General features: G+C 56.7%; 18 protein-coding genes and 2 pseudogenes. 18 read left to right on the top strand and 2 right to left on the bottom strand.

All coding sequences use genetic code 11. The features are described from left to right. The first annotated feature begins 184 nt into the window (after window positions 1-184). The 3 genes and pseudogenes from ACOJB8_RS14245 to ACOJB8_RS14235 all read left to right on the top strand — a co-directional run. Complete coding sequence (locus tag ACOJB8_RS14245) at window positions 185-1,540, top strand: sensor histidine kinase (RefSeq protein ID WP_475013001.1); 1,356 nt, start codon at window positions 185-187, stop codon at window positions 1,538-1,540. A gap of 1,865 nt (window positions 1,541-3,405) precedes the next feature. Then, complete coding sequence (locus ACOJB8_RS14240) at window positions 3,406-4,224, top strand: MipA/OmpV family protein (protein ID WP_368729223.1); 819 nt, start codon at window positions 3,406-3,408, stop codon at window positions 4,222-4,224. A gap of 111 nt (window positions 4,225-4,335) precedes the next feature. Next, a pseudogene (locus ACOJB8_RS14235) lies at window positions 4,336-4,692 on the top strand (transposase); the annotation flags it as partial. Between the two features lie 264 nt (window positions 4,693-4,956). Here the strand turns inward: ACOJB8_RS14235 and ACOJB8_RS14230 are convergent. After that, window positions 4,957-6,084, bottom strand: coding sequence for an ATP-binding protein (locus ACOJB8_RS14230; RefSeq protein WP_368729224.1), 1,128 nt, complete (start codon window positions 6,082-6,084; stop codon window positions 4,957-4,959). Window positions 6,085-6,265: 181 nt separating this feature from the next. On the opposite strand from ACOJB8_RS14230, the gene ACOJB8_RS14225 reads away from it, so the two are divergent. Then, window positions 6,266-6,628, top strand: coding sequence for a response regulator (locus ACOJB8_RS14225; RefSeq protein ID WP_475012997.1), 363 nt, complete (start codon window positions 6,266-6,268; stop codon window positions 6,626-6,628). Between the two features lie 132 nt (window positions 6,629-6,760). Next, window positions 6,761-6,994, top strand: coding sequence for a hypothetical protein (locus ACOJB8_RS14220; RefSeq protein ID WP_069262046.1), 234 nt, complete (start codon window positions 6,761-6,763; stop codon window positions 6,992-6,994). Window positions 6,995-7,310: 316 nt separating this feature from the next. Here the strand turns inward: ACOJB8_RS14220 and ACOJB8_RS14215 are convergent, their stop codons facing one another. Continuing rightward, on the bottom strand, window positions 7,311-7,550 hold the full coding sequence (locus tag ACOJB8_RS14215; protein WP_069262402.1) for a hypothetical protein: 240 nt from the start codon (window positions 7,548-7,550) through the stop codon (window positions 7,311-7,313). A gap of 442 nt (window positions 7,551-7,992) precedes the next feature. On the opposite strand from ACOJB8_RS14215, the gene ACOJB8_RS14210 reads away from it, so the two are divergent. The 13 genes and pseudogenes from ACOJB8_RS14210 (at window position 7,993) to ACOJB8_RS14150 (ending at window position 21,836) form a co-directional block, all read left to right on the top strand. Next, complete coding sequence (locus ACOJB8_RS14210; protein ID WP_256094484.1) at window positions 7,993-8,121, top strand: hypothetical protein; 129 nt, start codon at window positions 7,993-7,995, stop codon at window positions 8,119-8,121. Window positions 8,122-8,232: 111 nt separating this feature from the next. Continuing rightward, window positions 8,233-8,550 (top strand): hypothetical protein, encoded by a 318-nt coding sequence (locus ACOJB8_RS14205; protein ID WP_069262045.1) that lies wholly within the window; start codon window positions 8,233-8,235, stop codon window positions 8,548-8,550. Between the two features lie 828 nt (window positions 8,551-9,378). Further along, window positions 9,379-9,585, top strand: a complete 207-nt coding sequence (locus ACOJB8_RS14200; RefSeq protein ID WP_428996046.1) for a DUF6984 family protein — start codon at window positions 9,379-9,381, stop codon at window positions 9,583-9,585. Beyond that, window positions 9,558-9,704, top strand: a pseudogene (locus ACOJB8_RS14195) (DUF6984 family protein); the annotation flags it as partial. The gene ACOJB8_RS14200 and the pseudogene ACOJB8_RS14195, both read left to right, overlap by 28 nt. A gap of 317 nt (window positions 9,705-10,021) precedes the next feature. Continuing rightward, window positions 10,022-12,733, top strand: a complete 2,712-nt coding sequence (locus tag ACOJB8_RS14190; protein ID WP_342950151.1) for a type VI secretion system Vgr family protein — start codon at window positions 10,022-10,024, stop codon at window positions 12,731-12,733. Further along, the gene (locus tag ACOJB8_RS14185) at window positions 12,711-13,712 is read left to right on the top strand and encodes a hypothetical protein (RefSeq protein WP_368690162.1); all 1,002 of its coding nucleotides are present in this window, start codon (window positions 12,711-12,713) and stop codon (window positions 13,710-13,712) included. The genes ACOJB8_RS14190 and ACOJB8_RS14185 overlap by 23 nt, the downstream gene beginning before the upstream one ends. Further along, window positions 13,687-14,277 (top strand): hypothetical protein, encoded by a 591-nt coding sequence (locus tag ACOJB8_RS14180; RefSeq protein WP_342950149.1) that lies wholly within the window; start codon window positions 13,687-13,689, stop codon window positions 14,275-14,277. Before ACOJB8_RS14185 ends, ACOJB8_RS14180 begins: the two co-directional genes overlap by 26 nt. A gap of 324 nt (window positions 14,278-14,601) precedes the next feature. Continuing rightward, window positions 14,602-15,348 (top strand): immunity protein Imm33 domain-containing protein, encoded by a 747-nt coding sequence (locus ACOJB8_RS14175; protein WP_342950148.1) that lies wholly within the window; start codon window positions 14,602-14,604, stop codon window positions 15,346-15,348. A 301-nt stretch (window positions 15,349-15,649) separates the two neighbouring features. Continuing rightward, on the top strand, window positions 15,650-16,156 hold the full coding sequence (locus ACOJB8_RS14170; RefSeq protein WP_342950147.1) for a hypothetical protein: 507 nt from the start codon (window positions 15,650-15,652) through the stop codon (window positions 16,154-16,156). Window positions 16,157-16,946: 790 nt separating this feature from the next. After that, window positions 16,947-17,945 carry an RDD family protein gene (locus ACOJB8_RS14165; RefSeq protein ID WP_342950146.1) on the top strand — a complete coding sequence of 333 codons (999 nt, stop codon included), beginning with the start codon at window positions 16,947-16,949 and terminating at the stop codon, window positions 17,943-17,945. A gap of 1,508 nt (window positions 17,946-19,453) precedes the next feature. Further along, window positions 19,454-20,185, top strand: coding sequence for a hypothetical protein (locus ACOJB8_RS14160; RefSeq protein ID WP_368729912.1), 732 nt, complete (start codon window positions 19,454-19,456; stop codon window positions 20,183-20,185). Window positions 20,186-20,450: 265 nt separating this feature from the next. Next, window positions 20,451-20,744, top strand: coding sequence for a hypothetical protein (locus ACOJB8_RS14155; protein WP_368729911.1), 294 nt, complete (start codon window positions 20,451-20,453; stop codon window positions 20,742-20,744). A 438-nt stretch (window positions 20,745-21,182) separates the two neighbouring features. Then, window positions 21,183-21,836, top strand: a complete 654-nt coding sequence (locus tag ACOJB8_RS14150; protein WP_368617824.1) for an isochorismatase family protein — start codon at window positions 21,183-21,185, stop codon at window positions 21,834-21,836. The last annotated feature ends 64 nt before the right edge of the window (window positions 21,837-21,900 follow it).

The raw sequence follows: 21,900 nt of genomic DNA, 5'->3' as shown, positions 1-21,900 counted from the left end.
CTGATTTGCGTTCGCAAGAGTGATACGCGAAGGGGGTTATGTTTTCCATCCGGACGCCAGCGGCAAGCGCGCACACGTGAACCGAAAGGTCGACTGCGTCACATCGCCCTCGGAACCCACGATGTAAACATTCCGTCTGCAATCCGTCTCGCGGCATTGCATAGCCGTTCTAAATGGGGGCTTCATGCTCAATCACTGGATCCGCAGTCTGTCAGCGCGGCTGTGGGTAACGACGATAGTCGCACTTGCACTCAGCTTGACTGCGCTCGCTGGCGTGGTTATCTATGTGTTCGATCACTATCCGGAGCAAACGCTGGGGCGACACGAGATGGCGGAGAACGTCCATAGGGTAATGAATGGAATTGGATTCGATAAAGCGGGCCATCCCCGTTCTGTAGACCTTCCTGACAATGAAGCGTGGCTGTTTGAGGTCGTGCCTACCGAGCTCAAATACCGTGTGCTGGACGGCCAGGGTCACGTCCAGCTGGCCTCAACAGGAGCAGAAAAGGATGGCCCCTGGCTGACCGATGACCTTTCTCGAGCCGTCGGCAAAACAGTCCACCTGGATATCAATGGAAGGCGGTTCTCCGTCGCCACGCAGGAGGTGCTGCGGGGACAATCTGTGTTCTATGTTCAGACCGCAACCAGCACACGTTTCATCGAAACGCTGGTCAGTTCAAAGGTCAGGCCGATTCCAGCCACGGTCAGGGTCATTTTCTTCGTTGCGGTCGTGATTTTTGGCCTGACACTGCCCCTTACCATCGGCCGGGTGCTCAAACCTCTGCGGGATGTATCTGAAGCGGCGGCGCAGATAGCGCCTCAAAATCTGAAAACTCGCCTTTCGGCCAATGGCATTCCGACCGAGATCAAGCCGTTGATCAACGCATTTAACAAGGCGCTTGACCGACTGGAGAATGGCTTCAAGGTCCAGCAGCAATTTCTTGCAGCGGCGGCGCATGAGCTCCAAACGCCGCTGACATTGATCCGCGGACAGATCGAGCTGCAGCCGGAGATCAGGCAAAAGGACCTTTTATTCCGCGAGATCGACCTGATGTCGCGGCAGGTTCGACAACTTTTGCATCTTGCCGAAGTCAGCGAGACACAGAATTTCGAATTCGCCGAAGTTAGCACGGCCAATGTTGCGCAGGATGTCGTCGCGTACCTGGCCCGCAAGGCTGATGGCAAGCAGGTGAGGCTGCGTATCGAGGAGTTTGACTCGCTACCGACAATCCGCGCCGACAAAAGCGCGTTGTTTATCCTCATCAAGAACGTTGTCGAAAATGCGATCAATGCGTCGCCAGCCAATGGCACTGTGTTGGTAACGATCAACGGGGTATCGATCGAGATATGTGATGAGGGTCCAGGCATACGGGTGGACTATCTTCCGTTTCTGTTCGAGCGGTTTTGGCGTGCCCCCGATGCAAGTCATGATGGCGCTGGTTTGGGGCTGGCAATATGCAAGGAAATTGCGCTGGCGCATGACTGGCGGTTGACAGTGCGCTCTCTTTCGATTGGGACCCGATTCACCGTTTGGTTATGAGCGAATTCCGCTGGAAACCGGCGTAACGGTGCGGGGTAATGGCGCCAGGTAAAACGCGGATTCGAACAGTTTCAAGATTGCGTTTTTTCCCCGCCTTTTTGGCAATCGCATTTTCGCTGCTTTCAGGCATCGTTGCTGGCGCTCAGCACTAGACGAGTGGTGCGGAGATGACCGCGTGGCATTCGGCACATTCGAGGCTGTTATGGCGGGTGACCAGGGCAACCGTCCGAGTCGAGCCAGTTTCTGCCGACCGCATTGGGCAGTGGCCGACATCGAGAGCAGGAAAAATGCTTCACCGGTTGCCGCGCTGATCTGCTTGGCTCGGCGTCGCAACTTGCTCAAGTGATGCTTGACGAGTATTCGCTCACGCCGGTCCGGTCGTCCAAACAAGAGGCGCGCTGGAATGATGCGATGGATGCTCGAATACGCCTGCGGACAACGGGCATCCCACCGCCTGTCGAAGTTACCAAAGGAGGCCACTTACGTTGACTGATCGGTAAGTATCCGGTAAGCGATTCCTGGCAACAATGCGCGTCAACTACTCCCTAAGCTTCAATCCATGAAAGGCAGCACCCTGACGACGATACGTGCGAATGTTGCGCTTCTCTCGATATCGACAAGTATTGCCATGGTCCCGTGCTTCGGATTTGCGGCGATATCTGACCTCCTTGGTGACGGTATGCCGGACTGGTGGTGGCAGGCATGCACTGCTGCCGTCACTCTGGTCATCATGGCGATGTTCAGATGGGGCGCCAGACGCGCTTTCGATGCCGCAGTTCGTGCGAGGAAGGTCGGGCCGGAAAATGAAGCCGACCACGCGGTCTACGTCCCGGATGACTGTCGTTGTGCCTGGCTCGTTCAGCTGCATTTGGAGTTGCATGGAAGGCGCTGTACAGACTGACTCGCACGTATACAGGAAAGGCCGACACACGATCTTTACCGTGCCGGGTCACGAATCTTCATCGCCCGCGCAAGGCAATAGGAACGAGACGATAAAACGGACTGCCGTTCAGCGGCTCCTGTTCATTCTTGCCTACGAATTGGTTACGAAGTCAGTCGTGGCCCGGGTGCACTGGCAAATACCATTCCGGGCGATCACGTACAGATAACGCTGGCCAGCTTGAGACACTGCTTGGATGGTTTTTCATTTTTCCGGAATTACGGCTGGCCACGAGACACATTGTCTGCCTTCTGTATACCCGTTACCGGAAATGCTAGCGGCCGATACGGATCGCAGAACGCGCCTTATTACCCGTTTTTTTTCGCATTTTCACCGAGGACGTCTTTCGCAATTGGAAACGGTGCTTTGCAGATTGCGCATGGCACGGAACACGGCAGGACTCCGGCCGCTTGAGCTATTGCGCGGCGTGAAGCAGGCGCCGTCGCGCATCGTGACGACACCGGCAATCCTGACGTCGATTCCGACTGGCCGGTTGCCAGTGTACGGGCCAATCAAGCTCGTACCCGCTGTGGATCAAAACGAACCACTCGCACGCGGGTCGGCAGAGCGTTATGTCGCGGGGTACGCCAAGCACCCCGCGGCTCTTGTGTAGCGAATGGAACGGCCGGACTACAGCACCACGCTTAAATATCGATTCCTCGTGCGGGGCGGATTCAAGTTGACTGCCGCAAAGCGATGACCATCGTTGGCGTTTCTATCTTTCTCATCGCCTTTTTTATCGCCTCCTCCCCAGGGGTCCGGCAAATCCACGTTCGCACTTTTCATTGGTCGTTCTATCACTCGGCTTCCGTGTTCTGACCGGAGCGCCTGCTCGCGCAGTCAACATCTTTCGTCTAGTAAGTGATGAGTAAGTCGGCCCGTCCTACAGTCGCTTCCGTCTTGGCAATCCACTTGAGGAATGACAATGAGAAAAACGATCTTGCGTAAACGACTGTTGCTGTTGGCTATCGCATCAGCCTTTCTGTCTTCAGGCGCGGCGTGGGCAAATGGTGTCAGCGCGGAGCCACCCGAAGCGGAAGACAGCGGCTTCACCGTACTCAGCAACGCGACGAACGTGACACATTGGGGTCTGGGTGCCGCAGTAGGAATCGAGTCGTCGCCCTATAGGGGAGACAGTACTCGCGTCGCACCGATTCCGCTGATTTCCTTCGATAACAAATGGCTGCACGCCTTCGGCACCAATGTCGATTTTAAGGTCGGTAAGTGGAGCAACGTGACCTTCACGCTGCGCGGCAAGTTCGACGTCTTCGGTGGCTACAAGGGTTCCGACGCGCCGATCCTTAATGGAATGGAGGATCGAAACGGTACATTCTGGTACGGTCCGGCACTCGCATGGAAAACCGCGTTCGGTACACTGTCAGCTGACTATCTGCTTGGGGGCAACAAGGGGCAGATGGTCGACCTTCAATACAGTAAGTCGTTCGACCTCGGGCACTGGTCGATAGAACCGCACGCGGGCTTCGATTGGCTGAGCAGCAAATACGTCAATTACTATTATGGCGTGCGACCGTCCGAGGTCCGGGTGGGACGCCCCGAATACGCAGGTAAGGCCGCCTACAACTCGTCGATCGGCACGCAGGTCAACTACAGTTTCACGTCCCATCAAATGGTAAGTTTCGATGTAGGCGTATCACACCTCAGCAGTGGTATTACTGACAGCCCGATCGTGGGAAGACGGTACATTCCAACGTTCAAGATCGGCTACCTATACCAATTCAAATGAGCATATCCGACGAAACAAACCGCCGCGCTCGCCATTGCAACCAGTCGCAATTTATTTCCGAGGGAAACTTCGGCTGCTTCTTTCGAACGGCGCGAGGAGATCATGGGAGTCCCGGCCGGGCAACGCGCAATTTACCGCTTTACTGGTCTGGAACATGGCATGTATCTGCGCCGCTATTGGAGCAGTGCATGCATTGGTTGCACAATGAAGCCGCGATGTACGCCAAGCGATTGCCGGCGGATTACGCGCTGGGAACACGAGTCGGTACTAGAAGCCGCGCAGCGAAGACTGGACAGAATGCCGAATGCGATGACAACGCGAAGGCGGACTGTTGAGCACGTGTTTGGGACGTTCAAACACTGGATGGGCTACACGCACTTCCTGACTCGCCGGTTTGCCAATGTGAGTACCGAAATGAGCCTGCATGTGCTGGCATACAACCTCAAGCGCGTAATAGCGATACCATGAGGCTGGTGGGTGCGTGAAGCACCCAAGGTTCCTCGTATAAGCTGGCGTGGTCTGCAGCGAGGCATCGAAATTACGCCAGCATTCCTGGTCTACCGATGGGTTGCGAGAAGGCAGCATGGAATATGCGCCCGCGGACTCCGTGTTTCGCGTTTCCACACAGCCTCGACCCACAACGGCCGTCCGAACTCGCGTCACAACGATGGCGGCTTTCGCATAAGGAGCGGTCACCACCGAGCTGTTCCCGAGCGGCCAGCGATAAATAGATCAACCGGAAACCGCTGGCGACCTCGGGATACAGACGGTGAAGCTTGTCCCGTGCTCGGTCGATTCAACACCGATAGTTCCGTCATGCGCTGTGGCAATGCGCCTGCAGATGTAGAGGCCAAGGCCCATGCCTGCAGCAGTCCCCTCCCGATTGTGAAGGCTCGCCCTTGTCATCGGATCAAACAGCGTAGGCAGGGCGCTTTCCGGTATCGGATTGCCTTCGTTCGAGACAACGACAGTCACGTGTCCATCGTGACCGGCAGCTTCGACGGCCACCTCGCCCGATCCATAGCGCACGCCGTTCACCAGCAGGTTGACGACCAGTTGCCCGATACGGGTTCCATCCCACGTGCCTCGCAGGTCGCCTGCGAAACGCGGCCGAATGACTGCGTTGGGGTAGGAGGCGCGCACCTCATCCACCGCATCGCTGCAGATGCGCCCCATATCCTGTGGAGAGATACTGACCGGCAACATGCCACCCAGCCTGCCGCGTGTGAAAACGAGAAGGTCGTCAATCATCTCTTTCATGCGCATTGAGCTGCGTTGTACGTTCGCCGCAGCTCTCAGACTGGTTGGAGACAATTCGTTGTCATGCAGCAGAAGTTGCGCTGAGTTCAGGATCGCGCCAAGGGGTGAGCGCAGGTCGTGTGCAAGCACGCCGGCAAAAAGGTCCCCAATGCGCCTCGTCTGTTGCGCATACCGCCGTACCGATTCGCTGAGCATCTGATCAATGGCCTCATTGAACCGGATCATTTCCTGAAAAGCCTCGGCACCGCCGGGCGAATTTATCTGCCAGCGGCGCAGCACTGTGGCGCGCAGCGCACGGAACTCCGCCACCACGTCGTTGATCCCGAATCCGTGTGCAAGGCGCTCTTCCGCGTGCAGATAAGCCACTTGATCGAACCCGGATTCCGAGCTGCCTCCACTATGACGCGACTTGGCTTCCTGCTGCGCCGCACTTTGCATGCTGCGCATATCGGCCGCAATGCCTGCCAGGATTTGGGCGGCTGAATCACGTAACTGGCTCTCGGACAGGTGAGTGCCCTCATGGCTGATCGCAAGGGCGTATGTGGCCCAGTCGTCTATCAGTCCCTCCAGATCGGTTTCAATGAAGTCCGTCAGGCTCATTTGACCTCCATTGGGTACGCGAGTTGCTATTTCCTCTATGGCATTAGAGGCGACGCGGCCAGCTCAATGGTCACGTTGTCGACCCTATTGAGCTCAATGCATCAACCATGCCCGCTTTGAATGCCGTCGCAACTTGAAACCGCGCGCTGGACAGTGCGCAACCTCCCCCCCCGACGACTGCGTGCGTCGCGTTCTGGTCGTGGATGATTACGGTCCCGGTGCCGAGGCCGTTTCCGCCTCGCTCACGGAGGCAGGATACGAGGTTCGATTTGTGCTTGATGGTCTGGCCGCACTGGAAACCGTCAGGTCGTGGATCCCCCAAATCGCGTTGTTGGACATCAACATGCCTGAGATGGACGGGTACGCGGTTGCGCGACGCCTGCGCGCGGAAGATCTGACGCGGCAAACGAGCATTGTAGCTTTTACTGCCTTGGATGAACCTACCACGCGTCGGTCGGGCGTCGGTGCGGGCTTCGATGCATACTGCCAGAAAGGCGCCGCGCCAGGCCCTCTGTTGCGCCTGCTTGAGACGCTCGCTCACTAGACCGGTGTTGTGGTCGACCTTGTAATCGTCGGCCACCGGGGAGAACTTCTGACACCTTTGTATAAAACCACGTTGACACCCTGTCAGCGACGTCCCGGCTGCCGTATGCTTAGCCGCGAACAGGAGAGGGCCATGACTCAAAAGGCGCGAGAGCTTTATCGGAGCGCGAACGGTGACCGTTGGTCGCTCGTCCACGAATACGATTCTGGCCGGGTTTTCGTCCGACATGAGCCCAACCTCTCGTCAGGTGGCCGGCCGTCAGACATCTCAATTGGCGACTTCCTTGTTCGAGATGGCGAAGGGCCGGAGCATAGCGAACTTCTGCGCCTGATCGGGAAACTGGTGGAGACGCCAGCCGATTACTAGCGCTTACTGAGGACGAGGCGTTCTCGAATGGCCAATTCGCGGCGCATGCGTCAAACTGCTGGAGACTATCGAGTCGATATTCGGTGCTGATGCGCAAGACGGGGCCCAGGAATAGCTCTGTCTGAATCCGGTCTACACGGACAGAGGCGCACATAAAATGAAACGATGCATGAATCGCCCGCTGAGTATCATCGGTGTCTCGCTGTGCTCCTGACAACCGCTTTTGCTGCTTACGGACCTGATGCTCGACTAATGACCGTACTCAACATCAACATCACGAGCGCTGAGTGCATTGGGTCGGGAAACAAATATGGAATCAGTCCACGGGACCGAGTAACACGTCGATTGCAGCTTGACCGGCGATTTCGGCTACCAGATAGGCCCATCGCTCAGTAAAAGGGCCATTGCGCAACGGGATGCGGCCTCCCCGCGCGCCGAGCACTTCGAGGTTTGTGGCGCCTTTTATCTGAAAGGTCACGTCAAAGGTGTCCTCATCAGCAGCCGGAGTCAGTTCGACCTGAATCTCGAAGCCGCGGTACGCGATCGTTCGGTGCATGAAAGCCTCCCTTTCGTCATCGGAGCCTAACATGAGTCACCATTGGACGGCTTATGCAACTATTGGGCTAGGTAGTCACGCATGCGCCACCATACGCTCGTCAAAATCTGCTTATCGGGACGTTCAGGACCGCAACTACCAATATGGTCAATCAATGCGCCTCGATTGTCGGTGATCCACGCGAATGTGCCGAACCTCCGCAAGTGGCCGTTACTGCCTTGGCAATGAGCGTATGCTTTCCACGCCTCACGAGGGACCCATCGGCAGCGCGCGACCCGAAAGGGAATTTCACATTTCTCCTGTAGCTGCCACTCCCAACCGGCCAACTCTGTCAGCTTTCCGCGTGGCGACACTCCACATCAGTTGATTTTCACGCCGGGACCAAGCTAGGCGCGTATGCTGGGAATGCCAACTTGTCACGTAACGCACCAGGAGCAATACCATGGCCAAGAGTCAATTACGCAGCACTCGCGAAGCGAAAAAGCCCAAGCAGCCCAGGAAGCCGTCAGTGCCGGCAAAGCCGTTCAGCACGGTTCATTCGCCGGCTGCGAACGAAGTTGTCGCCAAGTAAAGGACGTAATCGCTGGGCCGCGGACAGGTGGTCCAGTGGACACACGTAACTTGTAACGTTCAACGCTGACATCTGCGCGTTGAAAGCGCAAACCGCTTCGGGAGGCGCATCATGATCCATCACAACGCAGACCCCACTTTTCGCGGGCTTCCGCTCACGGCCGAGCAAGATTCGGAAATCCGTCACTACGTGAACAGGAAGGCCAAGCTGGGCAAGCCATGGAATACTCCCGAACTGCGCGGGATGCTTGAGGACATGCTGCTGCCGCCAAGTACCGACGACGACAGCCAGAGCGATATCTCGGGCGACGCGTCGACCGCCGCAGAGCGCGCAGCCGCGTTCGTCGATCAGGACATGGAACCAATTGAGGCGTATGAGGAATTGCATGCCGCGATGGAAGCCGAAAGCATGAAAGGCGATCGGCACTAGAGCGAGCGCTCCGCGCAGGTTGAGCGGTTAAATCGGTCCATCAAAGGCGTGAGCGAAGGACGACACATGGCACTCAGCCTTTCCAACCGCAGCCGCAGCAATGATGTGGGCCGGCATGGCGTGTGGTTCTCGGGATAAGCATGTGCAAAGGCAGATCTTACGGCTGTGGCGGCCAGGACCTTTTCAATTGTTTCCGTGACGCGCCCCGTTGAGCAGATCGGTTACGGGACTCAGAAGCTGTCCCGGCCCTCGCCATTGCCTGCCGTTCGTGTCGCGCCCGCCGAAGCAAGCTTTCATCCTCGCGGTCAATGGCGGTTGTCGGACGCGAAGCCGACATCCACACGTCCGCCTAACAATGGTTGCGAGTGACGCCTACTGGCCCGGCTACTGCCTGATGCGTCTTGCATCGAACGGCAGCACGTCATCGCTTCGCGAGCGGCTGGGTGCGACCCACAACGGACCTTCGGCAAAGCGCAAAGCGGACATTCGGAGATACCGCCATCTATGTAGTCCGTCCCTCGGCCGGGGCAAGCGTTAGCATGAGACGAATCGGAACCTCTCGGTCTTCATGCTTCAATTCAAGCATCAAATCCGTCGTCGGCAGCTTCCAAATGGTGAGACGGATAGCATCTCTCCCGTGCGGAAACTCGTCCCCAGCACCCAGATCCTCGGTCGCTGTTTCATTTGCAACACCTCCGCTGCTCACGCAGGTTGTAGTGTGTTGCATCGACCGGTTGAATCCGCCGCCATGAACGGTCAGTCGACATCCGCGCGTAGATCTTCAACAATTTTCGCTGTCGGCCGCGTTGGCAACAACAGTCCACCACGATGAATCTGAGAGCTCTTGGCCCCGATGAACGAGCGCTCATTGAGCATATGCTTCATGAGGTCTCGCAGGAAAACTCGTTCCGAGATTTGCTCTCGAACTGCCTGGTCGAAGATCTGAGCGATGGCGGAATGGGTAGCATTCGGTTCGATTCGCAGAATAAGGGGAGCGCCGTCTCGGCGATGACCTTTGCCAGATGGCATTTCTAGATTCGGATGGCGTTGCCATCCTCGCGACCTTGTCTTTGGACAACTTTGGTCAGTTGTTCGAGCTCGTCCTGTGGAAGATCGATTTTTCGCCAATTCTACGATTCCCGCCGGTTCACTAATCGCGGCAATCCGTCGAGCCGAAGCGTAGGATCGGCTCCCGCTGGCGAAGAACGGACCGTTAGCGGCGCTGCGTGGATGACTAGCAATGCGGGCCCCAGTAATTTTTACCGAGGCATTGAGCCGGCAGTCGCCGGATTTACCACCTAAACGGTGACTCTTTGGTAAAATTATTTCCTATATGCGGTGCGCATATAAATTATTGGAAATGCGTCTCAAGGACTGATTTTATTGAATATTGTTTCTAGCCGACCTTTCTGGCATCCCGTAAAATCCCGCTCGAGCATATTAAGCGCAGTGAACAACACGAAGAGGCAGTATGGGTGCGCGGGACTTAATCGGGGCGTTGACCGGTGGGCTGCTACAAAGCGACCGCCTGCTGAAACTGGATAATCCGCTTGGCAGTGACCTGCTACTGCCTCAGCGGGTCCTGGGTTATTCACGCATTGGCCGTCATTTTGAATTCACGGCCGATGTTGTTTCGCCCTCCGACGCCATCGAACTCAAGAAGCTGATTGCGCAGCCGGTAGCGCTGTGGATCCAGCAGAGCGACAAGTCCTACCTGCCTCATCACGGTTACGTACACACCGCACGCCGGCTCGGCTCGGACGGCGGGTTGACCAGCTACCAGATCGCCTTTGCGTCATGGATGCACTTCCTGCGCTTTCGCAAGGATGCACGAATCTGGCAGGACAAGCCGGCCGACGCGATCCTCACAGATGTCTTCAACATGCATCCGCAGGCTCAAGGTGCTTTTCGCTTTGCATTCAGCAAGCCCCTTCCTGCTCGCTCATTTTGCATACAGTATGAAGACGACTGGAATTTCGTTCATCGCGTCATGGAGGGCGAAGGCCTGTTCGGCTATTTCGAGCAGGCGAGCGATGGCAAGTCGCACACGCTCGTGGTCGTAGACGATATTTACCACCTTCCGGCGCTCTCACCGCAAACGGTTGAGTTTTACCGGGCGGGCATCAGCAGAGAGGCGGATGCATTGGCGCAGTGGTCCTGCACGCGCACGCTGCAAAGCTCAATGCTGACCACCCGCACCTTTGATTACAAGAGCCCCGCCTCGCCTGCCAATCCGAAGGGCACGAACGTTTCCACGCTTCCTAACCAGGGTGACCTGCCGCAGCAGACCGAAGTGTATGAATACACCGGAGCCTATACCTATAGCGACCAGGTTAGAGGCGATGCGCTATCGAAGATCCGCATGGAAGAGTGGGAATCCCGCGCCAAGCGCTTTGTGGGTACAGGCGGCGTGCGTCGCATGGATGCGGGCCACTGGTTTGAGCTGGATAATCATCCGTGGCACGCCATCGACAGTGCGCAGAACCGGCAGTTCGCCGCAATCGGAACCACGTGGTTTATCGAAAACAATCTGCCCGTTTCGAGTCGGACCGCAGACTATCCCCATAGCCTCAAGGGCGAAATGGCGAAGATACGGACGGACTATGCTGCCGAGGAAAGCCTTAAAGTCACTTATGCTGACGGCAGCGAAGGATTCTTTCTCGTTGAGTTTGAAGCCCAACGCAGGATCGTGCCCTACCGCAGTCCGCTTGAGCACCGCAAACCAGCGATGCATCTGCAAACGGCGATCGCGGTCGGCCCGGCAAGCGAAGAGGTCTACACCGACTCGTTGAACCGTATCAAGGTGCGATTCCACTGGGACCGGCTCAACGACGGCGACGATCGAGCGTCGTGCTGGGTGCGGGTTGCCATGTCCGATACGGGCGCTGGATACGGCAGCGTGCATGTGCCACGGGTCGGCGAAGAAGTCCTGATCAACTGGGTTGACGGCGATTGTGACAGGCCCGTGGTTACAGGGAAGGTCTACAACGGCCAGACGCAACCGCACTGGCATTCCAACGGCTTACTCTCCGGCTACAAATCGAAGGAATATCAGGGCAGCGGCTATAACCAGATGGTGCTTGACGACTCGACGGGCCAGAACCGGCTTCAACTTTACTCGTCGAGCACGAATGCCCAGCTACAACTGGGTTACCTCATCGACCAGTCCGGCAACACGAGAGGGAGTTACCTGGGCAGCGGCTTTGACCTGAAGTCTGACGCATTTGGAGCAGTGCGCGCGGGTCAAGGCCTTTATGTCACCACCCACCCCGCGGCCAGCCAGCCGCTCGATGCTCGCGACTCCACTTCGCAGCTTGTGAATTCGAAAAGCGTGCTGGAGGCGATGTCAGGCGCCAGCACGGCACATCAGGCAGGAAGCCTGAACGACGGCTACGATTCACTCAAAATGTTCACGGACGCGACGCAGAACAGCGTATCCGGTTCATCATCGGGCGGAAAAACGGCGGGCGGTGGAACAGGCAACGCCAACGCATTCAAGGGACCAGTCATGCTGTTCGGTAGCCCGGCAGGCATCGCGCTGTCCACGCAGAAGTCTGTTCATATCGCGAGTGATGCCCAGACCAATATCGTCAGCGGCCAGAGCACGCATATCGCAACCGGAAAATCGCTGATTGCAAGTGTTTCGGAGAGGCTGAGCCTCTTTGTGCAGAGTGCGGGGATGAAGCTCTTTGCTGCGAAGGGCATGGTGGAAGTCCAGGCGCACTCGGACAACATCGAACTCACTGCTCAAAAAGCTGTAAAGCTGCTCTCAGTAACGGATAACATTGAGGCGGCGGCAAAGCAGGAAATCCTGTTGACATCTGGAGGTGCGTATATCCGCATCAAGGATGGAAACATCGAGATTCACGCACCCGGCAAGATTGACATCAAGGGCGGCCAGCATTCATTCAGCGGCCCCACCGCTCAAGGGTACGTGCTGCCCGGATTGCCAAATTCTGGTGCGGCGTCTCGCTACCACGAGCAATTCCGTTTGCTCGACGATGATGAGACCACTCCGCTGCCGCACACACGTTACGAGATTGAGAGTGAATCCGGTAAGAAATGGTCCGGGTACAGCGACGGTGAAGGACTGACTCAGCATGTTTATACGGACGAGCCAGAGAGCCTTTCTCTAACCATCTATAAGCTGGTGGACGATAATGACTCAACCGAAGAAGCATAAGCATCACATCCGACACGTGAAGCATGCATCGACAACATCTGCGAACGACAAATCGCTTGTCAAGGTCGTGATTCAGAACGATGCGGGCGAATGGGTTCGTCCGGCGACAGGCGATAAGTTCTATATCGACGCGATACCGAAATTCCCATCGATTTTTTTTGAGATCAAGACGGATGCCTCTCCGCCCTATCAATGGAAATGGACCATTGCGTGGGATGCGCAGGTTAGCGGTCTACGCGAAAGCGCGAAGCGCGGAAAGAAGTTAAAGACATTTACTGCTAATGGCACCTTCACGAGCAACGACAAGTCATGGCAGGCAAATCTCGACAACAAGATCGTTGGAGGTAAGTTGTCCGTCGAGGTCACGGCGGGTGGCTCGGAGTTCCGGCGCACTGTGTTCGTCTTAGGAAAGAATCCCACCAAAGAAGACGTGGTGGCCTTCGTGTCGACACTTCCCGACACCATCGGTTTCGACAAGGTCATCGATCAGGAGAGTCATTTCAAGCACTTCATTAACGCTGACAATGAACCTGTGGTCGCGGGCGATTCCGGCTATGGGCTAACACAGATGACTAATCCGGCGCCAAACTACGAACAAGTCTGGAACTGGAAGGAAAACGTTAAGGTCGGCGTGACGTTGTTCCAGGACAAGCAAGCAAAGGCAAAAGTGCTCCTCAAGGCGCATCCGTACACTCAGGAGCAGTTATCACGCGAGACTTTCGGGTTGTGGAACGGCAGCAAGTATTACGAATGGAACCCTCAAACGCAGGCATGGGACCGCAGTGGTGACATCATGTGCGACCCGTCCACCTCAAACATTGGTTGGGACATGTCAAACTCGGCAAACGCTGGGCAGACTTCCGATCAATTGCACGAACGCGACAAAGAAACTTACAGGAAAATGAAGGCTGGGCGTGATAAAGATCACGTCTGGCTCTACTCTGGGATTTGCTATGCGGATCACATTGCCGGGAATTAAACAATTTACCTTTCTGGTGGCGTTAGGTGTAGGTAGCGCCAGCGCACTTGCGAAAGTTCCTCCACCCGCGCAAATTGACCTTGAAGGTGGTCGTTTGGTGCAACAGAAAGAGAACCGCCTTTTTACGGTCGACGCCGGGAAGCACAAGATATTGCCCATTCAAGTGCCAACTGCTCTCAGTCGAGCCCTTAAGAAGTCTTCGAGCATTGGCTTTCCGGCCGACCACTCGCGCTTGATAGACGGGAAGGAATACATTCTCGTCGTTGTAAATCAGTCGTCTAGTACCAATCCCTCGGGGTACTGCGGTGCGGGTGAGGAAGGAACTCTCTACGCACTGGAATTGCACGGGAGTTCTGCGGTGCCGCGCTTTGCCTTGCAGGTACAGAGTTGTCTCAAAGATCTCGAATTGGCAAGTGATTCCAATCAAAAGTCGGAATATTTGGCAATTTCGTGGAAAGAGGCACCAGTAGGCATCCAGGTACGCTGGGACGTTTATGGAGACAAGAGTGATGTTTCGCGCTTCTACAAATACCAGGGCGGCCAGTTTATAGAGGCGACCCAGTGATTTTTGCTGTGAGACGGACGCCATCTTTGGGTCGAGTAGCCGATGAAGTGTCTCCGGACACGGACTCAAATGCTGCAAGCTGGCACCAGTGTGTGTTTCGTGGGCTTAAGCGACTTTGGCGCAGTCCAATATCCACCTGGTGATTGCCGAGTGGCCGTTGTTGAGAGGGCTGCGGGTCCCCTATGGGTCGGTTATGCCTGTTCCATGAGACGTGGACCGGGGGCGAGCGGCGTGCCCGGTCGTGGGACGCAGTGCGGCCAACAGCGGACCTTCGACATCGTGACCAAGATCGGCGACAATCGTCGCCAACCAAGAATGTGAACTATGCTTTTTCGCTCACTATTTCAATCGACCGGCTCGAAACAAGCTGCGCAGCAGCAGACCTGTTCTATTCATAGAACCGTCGATTGCAAGCGGTTTGCGCACCCGGAATTCCAGATCCAGGTCGCAAACGATGCAATCCCCGCTCAGGACATCAGTTGGCTGCTACGCTTCCTTGAGCAGCGTGTCGCAGATGGCGAGCGATTCCGCGTGGGCGAGACTCTACAAATCGGCTGGATGCTAACGATGCTCGATGCAGGGGCGGCCGACACTCTGCGCATCACGGAACCCGATATGAAGGAGATTCCGATCAAGTTCATCGACTCCGTCAACAACACGCTGATGCACCTGCGCAATCAGAAAGACGTGGTCGAAAGCGTCGCCATGGATCTGCAACCTGACTTTCCGTTGCTACGGCAAAGTGCAGTTGTGCACGCCGGATACAAGAGCGCATGTCGCGTGCTGCTGACTCGCGATCCTGCTCATGAAACAGATTCTGGCTGGTCGCTCACAGATTTGAATGATGAAGACGGTTCTCAGAATCCCGCGCAATTCATCAGAATTTCGCTCTATCAATTGGGCGTAGATAGGCCCGATTTGATCAAATTCTTTGCCTTGCCGCCGGGGCTGCAAGTTGCCGTCAATGATCCGCAGATTCACGTGATAGGACCGGAAGGCGAGATGCAACCAATACCCGGCTCGTATCTTGAAGCGTTGAATAATCGCCGCCTACAGCGTCACAGCGGGTGATTTGGGGAAGCTGCGCCGTCCGCTTCGGATCGGTTGTGCCTGTTGCGTCAGGCTTGGGTCGCGGGCGAGCGGCGTGCCCGGTCGTAGGGTGCAGTGCGGCCAGTTTCAGTCACTCGACATTGATACCGAAATCGTCAACAATTTTCCCTGCAGGCTCTGAATAAAGGTGAGAGTTTTCTGGAGTCCTCTGCTTCGGACTGGTCCGATTGTATGCCTCGTCGGGAAAATATATCGTTTAACGACTATGCCCTGGGTGCGCCGTCCCGTCGTACTGTCTGCCCCCCGCCGCGCGTGGAGGCCCATGCTCGGAACCCTGGCGGTCGGCTTGGGTCCGCTGATCCTCCTGTTGGTCTTGGCGCTGCTCACACGCAACGCCTACGGCGCGCCATACCGGATAGTGCGCGTCCTGCAGATCACTGGCGGCCTCGCAGGTGGTGTCGCCGCCGTTCCCCTATTGCGCGATATGCCGTGGCGCAGAGGGGACGGCCCCCTGAGCCGCCTGCTAGGGAGCATCGCGTTCGGCGCGATTTCGGGTTGGTTGATTGCTGGCCTGTCATTCGACCTGCTGGCGCGCCAGACAGCCACACAGGTCCGCATCGCGCTGGTACCCTACGCGGTGACCAGCGGCTGGAAAAATTGTGGTTACGGTGTAGCCTTCTACGACAATGCCTTGCAAGCCCGGCTTACGGTATGCGGCCCGCACTGGCACCTGCCTCAGCAGCCGGGTACCGGCACGCTGCGTGTGACCGAGACCACGGGCCGGTGGGGGGTCGTCCTTAATCAGGTGAGCGTGGAGGCGCACCCGTGAGCCCCTTCTTTGCGCGGCCGAGAGGCCTACCCATGATCATCATCGATCGGCGTTGTACTGTTCCGTGGCGCGAGAAATTCCACCTGTGCGGCGGGGGGCGGCCATAAACGGCCGTTCGACACCGCCGCCCTGATCGTGGACAATCCTGTTCGCCGCACTCGCCGATACCAGCCGATCTTTCTGCAACTCGCAGCGAAAACCTGACGGAGTCTTGTGTGGCATGCGCACAATGTAAGGACCTTTGCGTTCGGTATGCAATCAGACATCCTCGTGAGCTACGCAAAGCGATACAAATCGCCGCGGAGAACATCGCGGACGGAACGCTCGGTGAAGTAAATCCCGACACTCCTCGGCTCTCCGTTTCGTTTGCCGACCTCGCAGAGGGAGCCAAGTGGGGCGACCATGTCAAGTACCATTTTCGCTGCATGCATTGCAACGAATCTTTTTGGCTGCACGCGGAAACGTATCATGGTAGCGGTGGGTACTGGGAGCCGAAAGACCCAGCGTCGACACGCGAAAACATCATCAATTAGCCGCGAACGGCCATGACACGCCGACCGGACATTCCAACGCGAGAGACGCTCTGAGAACAGTCGTTCGGTCGATTTCTTAAGTTTCACGCTCGGTTGCCGTAGAACTGGTGTGATCGCTGTATGTCCAGGTGACGGCGGGCTGTCCAGCGTGCCCGGTGAGATGATGACCTATCGGGCGATAGTGGGTCCGCTCGCTAGGAAATACAAGCAGCGGCATGCTGACGACGAACTTTCCGTAATCAAATTCAAATCAAACAATGGTTGAAGAGACCCACAACGAAGTAATCGCACTCCACGCCGACTATGCGGCGCCAGCCGGTTTTTGGCGGAGAACCGCTGCGTTCGCAATCGACGGTATCGTTCTCGGTCTTATCGGAATGGCGGTGATTGCGGTCAGCTTCGAGTGGCTGGCTCGTATTGGCGAGTGGGCCAGGTTGATCGGATTCGCGCTCGGCTCGCTGTATTTCATATCCATGGAAGGCACGAGCGGTCGGTGTCAGTCACTCGGCAAACACCTGCTGAAAATTAAGGTGACGAGCATTACGCCGGATGGCCTGGTGCCGCTCACTCCGATTCAGGCATGGCTGCGATATTCGATCATCGCGGTGCCGGTTGTTCTCGGCGGCATGGGTTTCGTGGACACGCCCGCGATGCGACAAGGAACGTCGTTGCTGGCGATTGCCAATTCAACGGTGGTCTTTCTATGGGAAATGGTACTTGTTTATCTGCTGGTCTTTAACAAGCCAAGCCGCCGGTCGTTGCACGACATGGCGTTCTCCACAGCCGTAGTGCGTGTTGATGCACACGCCAGTCCGAATGCGCCGGTGCGGCGCACTCACTGGATTGCGATGGGTGTTATCGGTTCGCTGGTGGTGGTGGGCAGCGCCGTTTTGCGGCACCGGTTTGATGAGGCACTTTCCGGCTTGCAGGAAATTCAGCGGGCGGTCGCAGACGTTCCGGGTGTGCGGCAAAGCTCTGTGTCGGACATGCATCGGGTGGGAGCCACCTCGTCATCCACCACCCAGACGATTATCACTGCGGCTGTGACCACACCGGCGTTGCAAACGGAGGCAGAGGCCATTGAGATAGTCCGTGCCGCGTTTGCCGTGGCGCCTGCGCTAGCCAATCAGGACGCCGTTACGGTGGTCATGGTCCGTAGTGCAGAGCTGGGTATTGCCAGGTGGCGGTGGCAAACCGTACAGAACTGGCCGGGTCACGAATGGGCGGCCCGGATAAAGCTGCATCCTCGCCCCTGAGCGGGACGCTTTCGCCATTCGCGCAGACCCCACGGCTCACTGGAGAAAGTCTCCTCGGGCCGGCGCCTCATATGCAAAACGCGACCAATTATTGCCCCCCCAACGTAATGGGACACTTGGTCGTGGAACTGCCGCACCGCGAGGATGTGATCTGTGGCTGCTCTAGTTGGTATGCAGCCCGCGAGCCATCAATCTAGTGAGTGTCGGCATCGGGTCGACCTATGCCTTTTGCATGACGGTGCGTGCGCGAGACAATCGCCCGCACTCCACGTGAGACTCTCCGGCCAGGGACGGCCGTTCGAGATGAGCGCGTGAATCGTCGACAATCCGAGCAATCAGCCTAGTTTTTAATGCCGATAACAAAGGCGCGCCGTCCAGCGGACCATCAATAAAACACTGTCAAAATGCTGTTTAACAAAAGACCTGAGTTTCGACGGCGACCGCAGAGTCCCTATCGCGAAGGGAGTCTGGTCAATCGTGCGACCACGTTGTTCTCGTGGCTAGGTCGGGGAATAATCGGTCTCTTGAGCATTGTCTTGTTACTCGTCGCCGCGGCGGCAGGGCCTGGATTGGACCTGCCTACATCGAAGAAAGGGTGGTTCGCATTGGTTGCCATCATCTGCGGTGGCGTCCTTATTTGCATAGTTGTAGTTCGCTGGATGCACCTACCGGTTACTCAGCAAAGGTAATGACGTGCGCATGAGGGATCGCCTCGGATCGGGATATGCTTTTTCTGCCAGTCACGAGTGTCGGCTTTCGGGTAGGCTGAGCGAGTTATCCAACGGTTGGAAATGAGAATGACCAAAGCACTACAACCCGGTACAGCGTCATGAAGGTTGTCTACTACGCAGCAAACGCGCCTTGGGTAGGCTCAATGAAGTGTCCGTCGTGCACACGATTGACGCCTGCGTGGCAGTCCAGTGGCATGAGCGAAAGTTTTCCTTACTTTCATTGCGATACCTGCTCAAACGTTGTACACCGCGAACGAGATAAGGAGCTTGTCTATCCGTCAGAGCCCACGCAAGAGCTGCTTGACCGTATTGCAGCCACTTTGCCGAAGTGCCCCTGCGGAGGGCAATTCCGCCCAGGTGCGAATCCAAAGTGTCCGCACTGCCATGCCGAATTCACTCACCACTGGAATCCAGTCCAACGCTTGGTAGCCGGTCAAATGGTCTTGCTCGATGGGGCTTACCTTATCCGAGATCGACTGTATTCGTATCAAATTTCCATCGGATCTAAGCCTAAATACTGGCTTCGGGTACTACGAAACGCGCTGGCGCTTCGTTTCGGCAGTCGGTGAACTCTATCGGCGACCGACCACTTTCCTGCGAGATATCTAGAGCGGTGACCGACCGCTCAGGGTCGGTTATGCCTATTGCATGAAACTTGGGCCGGGAGCGAGCGGCGTGCCCGGTCGTGGGACGCAGAGCGGCCAATATGCGACGTTCGACAGCCAGTCGTAGATTGGCGACAATTGGCAGACGCTCGTACTGAACAGACGCAGAGACATGACCCGCCCGCCTCGTTCGCCTGACCTGATTGTTAACTTCGCCCTGACAGCGCTCAGAACGGATGGCTCGCCGAAGTACGTGATTTCTGGTTACAAACCAATCTACAAGGTGAAGCCTGATTACTGGTCGTCTGCCCACCACGAATTCATGGATGTTTCGCGCGTTGAGACAGGACAGCAGGCTCACGCGGAGGTGTGGCTTCTGTCGCCGGAGGCATACCCTCAAACCTTTTGGATTGGTCGACGCATTGAAGTAGCGGAGGGTACAAGGCTTATCGGCATAGCTGATGTCCTGCAAGTCCTCAGTCCCTTGCTTGAATCGAGCGGCCCTTCCACCATTGATCGTGAGATAAAGATCCCTAGAGGAATTACGAACGAACAGCGTTGGCGCAAGCATTGCCGAAAGATTCGCGCGAGAGCGTCAGATTTTCTTGAAGGTCGTCTGGGTGTCATTGAAACAGCGAGGGCCATGCTGCCATTAGCACGATGGACCAAGGTCGAAGAAGAGCCGGAATTTCAATTATTCCGCGCGATCGCGTCGGGGACCGACGACCTGCCTGTTGGCGAAGTTAGAGCCTACTGGGCGCCTGAAGCTTTAGCGCGAGAAGATGTCCGTATCCGGGCGGCTGAAGCGCAGTGGAACGATAGAGTGCGGTCCGCAGTCGCGCGACCGGTCGAGCGATACCATTGGACCATCGTCCCGGCGGACGCTTCGCCGTATGAAGAATGAAAGGCGCGGTGTAGTGCAACAGAGCTATATCAGGCGGGTTCGGCCAGGATGGGACGGTCGACGTAACGACTCGGATCGTCGACAATGCCGAACCGTATATTGCCCGAATCACTAATCCGGAAGGGGTCTGTTAGTGCGCTCTGAGAGTGACGCTCCCTTGCGGGAGCGCGTACTTATTGTTGAAGGGCGCGCGTCGGCGACAGTCCTATTCCATGTGCGGGGCGCGCTCCCGACGGAACTGCCACCGAACAGCGAAGTTCTGCTCATGTCGTTTGCATACGCCGATCTTCCGATAGGTCGGACGTTCGAATTTCTCTTTCCGACGGGCGCCCCACAGTCACTGACGAGAACACGCTGCGAGATCGCCGCAGTAACACAGCAATATGCCAAGCCATTTGATGGGGTTCCGGATGGCTGGAAAACCATTTGCCTTGTGAAATTCGAAGAAGGCATTCCCGATATCATCGCGTCCCTGCCAATGGTGAATGGATGGTACGAGAATCGACATACGGTAAGCCTTTGCGACCCGGACGTGTGGCGACTGATCGCGGCAGATTGAACGTCCGTTTTGTAGTTACGCGACCGTCTCTTCCGGGGTCGAGCTGAGCCGTCCACGGCCGGCGGCGGTCGGGCCATGAAGCGACGCTCGCCCGACAGTGACAGGTGGCAGAAACTCGCCGCGTTTCGGCCATTTGCCCCTTTCGAAGACGGTCCGCAAATTGAGTTCATGTGCGGCGGCCATTATCGACCGTCACGACCTCGCTACGCCGGCTTGCCGTGACCCTGGAAAAAACCACGTCGACGTTTCATAACGCTCGAGTCTCGTCATTTTCGGCGTCCTTCGCTCAACCTGCGGCTCCAACGCAAAAATAGGCGCGATGAACTAAAACGTAGACGTGGTTGCTCAGGCGGCGTTGTTGACCCAACGTTGAAGTTCCGCTCCGACAAAGCCGTTCTGACGCACGCGTCCCGTCATCCGTTCACTGGAGTGCGCATTATGAACTACGATCCCGCCGACACCGCGGTGGTGTTCACCGATCCACAAAACGACGTACTCAGCCCAAACGGGAAGAACTGGGGCGTCCTGGGCACAAGCGTGACGGAAAACCGGACCGTCGAAAATATGCTGGCAATCTTCAAGGCGGCGAAAACGGGAAAGTTCAGTGTTTTCATCTCCCCCCATTACTTCTATCCGACTGACCGTCGATGGCAATTTAATGGCCCGCTTGAGGCGGGCGAGTTCGAGACGGGAACGTTCGCACGCACAGGAGCGCTAAACCTGAGCGGGTTCGAAAAATCGGGTGCCGACTGGCTGGAAGAATTCAAGCCGTTCATCGACGATGGCGAAACTATCGTCGTGAGCCCACACAAGGTTTTCGGTCCACAGACCAACGACCTTACGCTGCAACTCCGGAAGCACAATGTGCAGAAAGTCGTACTGGGCGGCATGCTGGCCAACATGTGTGTCGAGGCTCATCTGCGCGATCTGATCGAGCAGGGTTTCGAGGTAGCCGTCGTCGCCGATGCCACAGCTGGGCCCCGCCATCCGACGTGGGGCGACGGTTATAGAGCCGCGCTGGTCAACTACGCGTTTCTCGCACATGCCGTCGTCACGACGCAGGACGTCGTGAAAGCCATGACGCAAAAATAGTTTCAATAGCGTTCTGGCCCTGCTGAGATCGGCCTTTTCCGACGGCACATTTAATCGCAGCCAC

This window comes from Paraburkholderia sp. BR10141 (assembly GCF_056155635.1).
Note: the sequence above shows the minus strand (reverse complement) of the source record. Positions and strands in the feature narration are given on the sequence as shown.

Bases quoted from the DNA above. Each gene is read 5' to 3' on its own strand.
- ACOJB8_RS14150 (WP_368617824.1), top strand. From the start codon at position 21,183: ATGAACTACGATCCCGCCGACACCGCGGTGGTGTTCACCGATCCACAA.
- ACOJB8_RS14185 (WP_368690162.1), top strand. From the start codon at position 12,711: ATGACTCAACCGAAGAAGCATAAGCATCACATCCGACACGTGAAGCAT.
- ACOJB8_RS14200 (WP_428996046.1), top strand. From the start codon at position 9,379: ATGAATCTGAGAGCTCTTGGCCCCGATGAACGAGCGCTCATTGAGCAT.
- ACOJB8_RS14215 (WP_069262402.1), bottom strand. From the start codon at position 7,550: ATGCACCGAACGATCGCGTACCGCGGCTTCGAGATTCAGGTCGAACTG.
- ACOJB8_RS14245 (WP_475013001.1), top strand. From the start codon at position 185: ATGCTCAATCACTGGATCCGCAGTCTGTCAGCGCGGCTGTGGGTAACG.
- ACOJB8_RS14170 (WP_342950147.1), top strand. From the start codon at position 15,650: ATGCTCGGAACCCTGGCGGTCGGCTTGGGTCCGCTGATCCTCCTGTTG.
- ACOJB8_RS14175 (WP_342950148.1), top strand. From the start codon at position 14,602: ATGCTTTTTCGCTCACTATTTCAATCGACCGGCTCGAAACAAGCTGCG.
- ACOJB8_RS14155 (WP_368729911.1), top strand. From the start codon at position 20,451: ATGTCGTTTGCATACGCCGATCTTCCGATAGGTCGGACGTTCGAATTT.
- ACOJB8_RS14220 (WP_069262046.1), top strand. From the start codon at position 6,761: ATGACTCAAAAGGCGCGAGAGCTTTATCGGAGCGCGAACGGTGACCGT.
- ACOJB8_RS14165 (WP_342950146.1), top strand. From the start codon at position 16,947: ATGGTTGAAGAGACCCACAACGAAGTAATCGCACTCCACGCCGACTAT.
- ACOJB8_RS14230 (WP_368729224.1), bottom strand. From the start codon at position 6,084: ATGAGCCTGACGGACTTCATTGAAACCGATCTGGAGGGACTGATAGAC.
- ACOJB8_RS14160 (WP_368729912.1), top strand. From the start codon at position 19,454: ATGACCCGCCCGCCTCGTTCGCCTGACCTGATTGTTAACTTCGCCCTG.
- ACOJB8_RS14205 (WP_069262045.1), top strand. From the start codon at position 8,233: ATGATCCATCACAACGCAGACCCCACTTTTCGCGGGCTTCCGCTCACG.
- ACOJB8_RS14190 (WP_342950151.1), top strand. From the start codon at position 10,022: ATGGGTGCGCGGGACTTAATCGGGGCGTTGACCGGTGGGCTGCTACAA.
- ACOJB8_RS14180 (WP_342950149.1), top strand. From the start codon at position 13,687: ATGCGGATCACATTGCCGGGAATTAAACAATTTACCTTTCTGGTGGCG.
- ACOJB8_RS14240 (WP_368729223.1), top strand. From the start codon at position 3,406: ATGAGAAAAACGATCTTGCGTAAACGACTGTTGCTGTTGGCTATCGCA.
- ACOJB8_RS14210 (WP_256094484.1), top strand. From the start codon at position 7,993: ATGGCCAAGAGTCAATTACGCAGCACTCGCGAAGCGAAAAAGCCCAAG.